The sequence below is a fragment of the Acetivibrio straminisolvens JCM 21531 genome, from assembly GCF_000521465.1.
Taxonomy (GTDB): Bacteria; Bacillota; Clostridia; order Acetivibrionales; family Acetivibrionaceae; genus Hungateiclostridium; species Hungateiclostridium straminisolvens.
The window spans coordinates 1-6,058 of sequence record NZ_BAVR01000102.1; the positions used below are offsets into that span (position 1 = coordinate 1).

The following is a 6,058-nucleotide window of genomic DNA, read 5'->3' on the forward strand; positions in this document are numbered from 1 at the left end:
TATATAAAATAGTTGATATTGAGTAGTTTATGAATAATAAGGAACAAGGAGTAATTTTGGGAATGAAAAGATTAGAATTATGGGAAGTTAATTTAATCTCAAGGGGTATAGACATTCCTAAATTGTAAGAGGTTTTGAGAAAGGGGGAGAGGAATAATGATATACGCATATTTTATTGAAAATACAGGCGGTGAGTTCAAAGATAACAGTTGCTTGTTTAGATATATAAAAGAACAGAATATATCAGAAGATAACATATACATTGATACAGCAGATAATAAAGATGAATTAGATGTGCTTTTAGAAAAAATTGAGCCAGGGGAAGCAATAGTATTAAAAACAGTAACAGATTTAGCAGAAAAGAGAAGTGAGCTATTACATCTACTAAAGGAACTACAAGACTTTGGTATCTTGATACATAGTATAATGGAGCCATTTCTAAATGGTTTAGAGTATTTCGACAGACTTCAAGGTTCAATAGAAATCAGTAAATATTATGCTGAGAAAAAAAGAAGATTAGCCTTTGAGGAGGCAAGAAAGCAAGGGGTAGTGGGAAGATCAAAAATACCTCAGGAGCAGATTGAAACAGCATTAAAGCTATACAAGAGTAGACTATTTACCACAGAGGAAATTGCAAAGTTATCTGGGGTAAGTAGTAGTACACTTTACAGAGCATTAAAGGAGCAGGGGCATATATAATTCGCAATTAAGAATGGTATTAATAGATATAGATTAACAGATATAATTATAGATTAGCAGGAAGAGATCGGGCGTGCAGCGCCCGGTCTCTTCCTGCATAATGATAAAAATAATTTCTGAACATTAACCTCAATTGATAGAAATCAAGAAAGCCTTGAGCGACAAGGTAAAAAGGGCAGTTGAAAATTAAGGGTAGGACATAAATCGGTATAACTATAACAGTTAGGGTTTTAATGTGAACAAAAATATAGACAGGTTACGGTATATAAGCGAGTGAAAATTTTCAAGAAGACTGGACTTTAGTGAATGGTGACGGTAACATCATCAAAAAAGTGTAGTCAATAAAGGCTCGTGGTGCCATAATCACGTAATTTGTCACATTAGGAACAGATAGGCTGTCGTTCTTGCGGGCTGTAAAAAGCTAACGCTCTTAAATTGAGGTTGCCGATGTGCGTAGTGGAGACAAGGAAAAGGAGAGGATATATATTTATAATAAAAGAAATATATGCTTTGTAGGGGTAGACATGCACAAGGAAAAGCATTGTGCAGTTGTGATTGATTGCTGGATGGAAAAAATCGGAGAGGTCAACTTTGAAAACAGACCATCCAAGTTTCCAGCATTTGTTGAGGAGATTAGGAAAATATGTGGTACAAAAGACTTTGTATTTGGGCTTGAGGATACCAGGGGTTTTGGGCGTAATCTGGCTACATACCTTACAGGAAGGAAGTTTGAAGTCAAACATGTGAATCCAGCCTATACCAGTGCAGTAAGGCTTTCAAATCCTATTGTATACAAGGATGACTCCTATGATGCCTATTGTGTTGCAAGGGTGCTCAGGGATATGGTAGACACTCTGCAGGATGCCAAACATGAGGATATATATTGGGCAATCAGACAGTTGGTAAAAAGAAGAGAAATAATAGTCAAATATAATGTTATGAACAAAAATCAATTACATAGTCAGCTTTCTTACAGTTACCCATCCTATAAGAAGTTCTTTTCACAAATTGATGGAAAAAGTGCCTTATGTTTCTGGGAGAACTATCCTTCACCAGAGCATATTTGGAGTACTACACCAGAACAAATTTATGAAACAATAAAAGCGGTGCATCAGGCATTCAAGATAGAGCGTGTTCATGCAATTATTGATATGATTAAAAAGGATGGAAATACACAGAAGGGGTATCAGGAAGAAAGAGATACAATAGTAAGAAACATCGTAAAAGATATTAAGAACAATCAAGAGCTATTAAAAGACATAGAAAAGCAGTTAAGAAAATTATTGCCACAGACAGGGTATAAGCTGCAAACTATGCCAGGGATAGACCTTATAACCGAAGCAAAAATAGTATCTGAAATTGGTGATATTAATAGATTTCCAGATTCAGATAAGTTGGCTCGCTTTATGGGATTGGCGCCTGTACATTTCAGTTCAGCAGGTAAAGGCAGGGATGAACGGTGCAGAAATGGAACAGAGAGTTAAATGCTATATTTTATTTTTTAGCTATACAGATGGTAGCTGTATCTCCTTCAGGCAAGCCAAGACATCCAGTATTCAGAGAGTATTTTGAACAGAAGATTAAAGAGGGTAAAAACAAGCCACAGGCTCTTATATGCGTAGCAAGAACGCTTGTAAGATTAATTTACGGTATGATGAAGACAAAGACAGAGTATAGACCATATGAGAAGAAAGAAGAAGAAGGAACAAATTAGAAATATTTGTAAATTTAAATTGATAAATGGCAACAGGATTATATAATATATATAATCCTGTAGTGAGGGAACGGTTAACTCTGAAAAGATAGTTTTGAAAGAAGGAGTTAAAGGTGAAACTGTAGAACTGTATAGGGCAGTAGGTGTTCGTGAATATGAATCTATAATGGCAAATAAGTCTTTCACCCCGAGCTAATGGTTTAGAAGGTAGACAGTTTGCATTTACTGAAGCTGAAGCTTTAAAATATGCGAATACCTACCCGAGTAAAGTGGCTATTATTAAGACTACAATACCAAAAGACATGATTGGAAAGCTTGATTTTTAAAAGAATATTGCCCCCCACATATTCAAAAATGGTGTTGTAACTGTACAACCTGAAACAAATCAAATGTTTAATAATTCTTTGATTAGCATTGAGCCTATGAAGTAGGGAGGGACAATTTTGAAATATTATGCGAAAGTTAGGTTTTTAGTCATGAAGAAGGCGGTAGGTTCACTCCACCAAGGACAGGATTTAAGCCACATTTACAGGTTGGAGATGAATTTACATCATGTGTAGTTACAACCGCTGATACTTCTATTGAGACTATGGAGTTTGGAAATTTAAGAGCAAGGAAGTTTAGTTCAAAAAAACTTTATGAAGCTATAGAACAAGAGATAAAAAACACACAAAGAGGAAGTTGTATAATGATACCAGAAATTAAGACAGAGAAAACGAAAAAATAAGATAGATCATTGAAAAGAGACAAGTTTTTACACCTGAGCAAAAATAGTGTTGGAAGTTCTTCCTGAAGAAAAACATTGACTGAAATTGCTTCGAAGTATGAAGTTCGTCCAAATGCTGGTGACTCTACTGTTGAAAATATATACAATGCAGAAGGCTATAGGATAGGGAAAAAAGTTAACGGAACCTTGACAACTTATGTATATGAGTACGATAAGGTGGTACTTGAGCTAGACGGCAGCGGAAACGCCAACCGTAACGTATATGGTTTGAACCTGCTTATGCGTACTGTAGGTAAAGATAGCTATTGCTACATGTACAATGGACATGCGGACGTAACAGTACTGATTAATGTTGCTACAGGAAAAGTAGATGCTACCTACTATTACGATGCATTCGGCAATATCCTTGAGTCAACCGGAAATGTAGATAACAACATAACTTATGCCGGATATCAGTATGATGAGGAGACAGGATTGTATTACCTGAATGCGAGGATGTATGATCCGAAGATTGCAAGATTTTTGCAGGAGGATACATATACTGGAACACCGGATGACCTGCTTAGCTTGAATCTGTATGTGTACTGTGCGAATAATCCTTTGGTGTACTATGACCCGACAGGTAATAATTATATTAAAATTGGTCCTCTATATTTTGGAAATCCAATTGAAGGATTTAAAGCACTAATTTTATCAACCGAAGAAGAAGGGAAAGAAAATTTTAGACTTATTTACCTGTATGGGGAAGATAATGCATATACAAGAATTGTAACTGATATAGGTGTCGGTCTTGCAGAAGTAGGTGATTTGTTTAAAGATCCTGTAAAGCAGATGAATGAGAATAATGAGATATTGGATTCTTTTCTTTCAAATGATTTAGGACTAAAAGATTCCAAGATATATAATACTGCTAAGAAATTTCTTAAGTCCGATCTTAAAAAGCTTGAATCAGGAACAATTTATTGTGTAAATATAATTAGAGATACGGCACTGACTGGTTATTTTATGGTAGATAATAAGAGAAAGGATATAGATTTTGCATCTGATACAGTAGGTCTATTAATAGATGGTTCTAATTTTGAATCTTGGAAAAATTCTGCATATGACTATTTAGAACGCAAAAAGATGTTGCTGAGTATTCCGGGGAATATAGTAAAAGGAGCGGTAAATGATGCAGGAACTCTTGTAAATCCTCAAAATGCCAAAAACTTTTTCTTTAACGCGGATGCAAGTTTAGAATCGATGGTAGAATATCAATCAGCAGGAATTAATACTGCCATGTGGGCAGTACCGATCGCAAAGACAGCTCCTAAAATTAAGACTCGTATTACAACAGCGTTTAGTGCGATAGGGGAAAAAGGAATAAAAGGCTTTGCTTCTGATATCATAAAAGGTTTTAAGCTCAAAGTTGGTAAAAAGGGAATGAATGGAAATGGTAGAAATATTGTTGGTACTGATTTCAATGAAATTAAGCCTACTCAAACTGAGATTAATCCACAAAAAGTACAAAGTTACGCAGACAAGCTAAAAGCAGGAGAAAATGTAAAACCAATTGAAGTAGTTAATGTTAAGGGCAAAGGAAAATATATTGTTGAAGGCCACCATAGATATGTGACTAGCCAACAAACGGGTATTCCTGTTGAAGTAATAGAAACTCAAGGAAATGGTCCAATAGGTATGCCAGATTGGTCGTTAACTGAGTGGTTAGACTGGGATGGATTTGATTGGATATATAAGAAATAAATGAGGTTAGAACCTTATTTGACTTAGCTATATCAAATAAGGTTCTAACTTCTAAAAAGAATGGAGTAATTAATTTATGAGTAAAGAAGTTATTATGGATATTCATAATCATACAAATTGGTCTGACGGAGATTCTTCCATTGAGGAATTGGTAGTTAATGCTTTAAAAAACGATATCGGAATTCTAGGTATTTCTGACCATTATAATAGTAAAAACACACGTTCAATAACTAGTTTTGAAGATTATATTTTAGAGATTGAAATATTAAAAAATAAATATTTATCCAAAATAAATATTCTTTCTGGTGTTGAAATACCTGTTTCAAGTATCCTTTGCCAAGAATATTCTTTAAAACTAATTAATAATCTTGATTTTGTACTTGTGGAAAATATTGAAAATTTACCGCTGCATTTTAACTTAGAGTCGTTAGAAGGGCATTTGAAAAATATTACTTGTAAAAAAGGACTTGCACATACAAATTTATACACTATAGCTGCGAAATATAAGGATATAGGTGGAATTAATTATTTTATTCAATTTATGAAAAAAACGATTTGTTTTTTGAAATCAACTCTAATTCAAGTTATAGTTTTTTTGATGATATTATTTTTTACCATGAAAATTATTGGGTGAAAGAATTGTATCATAAACTGAATCTAAATCAAATTAAAGTTTCTATTGGTTCAGATAGTCATTCCATCGAAGATCTAGAAAAAGGAAGACTCTTACAAGCGAATAAAACAGTGACTGAAAATTTGCATAGAATAAATTTCTTTTAATGTGTACCTACAATGAGCAGTAACTTGAGAAAAAAGTTAACTGCTGGCTCGGTAGTACAAACAGATAGATGAGAGCATCAGGAAAAATGGCACGGAAACTGTAGGAAGATAATTATAACCGATTATTTATTTTTACAATATGGTGATTTCTATTTGGATTAGAGGATACCAGAACGGCTATCCTCTTTAAATTAACTGCTAATGCTGTTAATTTTACTTGAATCTGTATGTTTTAAAGTAAGCGTCAAAGTGTGTCCTGAAGATGAATTGCGACAAAAGGAGGGAGAATAAACGCAATGAATCATGCTTTGTAGGAGATGAGAGTAGGCCTCTCGAAATCGGCATTCAGGTGCAGGTTTCAAACTGCCTGTTGGTGCTGTAGTCAAAAGCTGTGA

At 34.4% G+C, this 6,058-nt stretch carries 4 protein-coding genes and 1 pseudogene; all 5 read left to right on the forward strand.

The features are described from left to right. Window positions 1-156 precede the first annotated feature (156 nt). The 5 genes and pseudogenes from JCM21531_RS16320 to JCM21531_RS18070 all read left to right on the forward strand — a co-directional run bounded on the left by JCM21531_RS16320 (window position 157) and on the right by JCM21531_RS18070 (window position 5,517). Complete coding sequence (locus JCM21531_RS16320) at window positions 157-699, forward strand: DUF7317 family protein (RefSeq protein ID WP_038291421.1); 543 nt, start codon at window positions 157-159, stop codon at window positions 697-699. 524 nt (window positions 700-1,223) lie between these two features. After that, a pseudogene (locus JCM21531_RS16325) lies at window positions 1,224-2,413 on the forward strand (IS110 family RNA-guided transposase). Window positions 2,414-3,002: 589 nt separating this feature from the next. After that, a complete protein-coding gene (locus JCM21531_RS19205) occupies window positions 3,003-3,140 on the forward strand; it encodes a hypothetical protein (RefSeq protein WP_162149327.1) in 138 nt (45 codons plus the stop codon). 75 nt (window positions 3,141-3,215) lie between these two features. Then, window positions 3,216-4,883 (forward strand): RHS repeat-associated core domain-containing protein, encoded by a 1,668-nt coding sequence (locus tag JCM21531_RS18735; RefSeq protein ID WP_038291422.1) that lies wholly within the window; start codon window positions 3,216-3,218, stop codon window positions 4,881-4,883. Window positions 4,884-4,959: 76 nt separating this feature from the next. After that, window positions 4,960-5,517, forward strand: coding sequence for a PHP domain-containing protein (locus JCM21531_RS18070; protein ID WP_054847164.1), 558 nt, complete (start codon window positions 4,960-4,962; stop codon window positions 5,515-5,517). The last annotated feature ends 541 nt before the right edge of the window (window positions 5,518-6,058 follow it).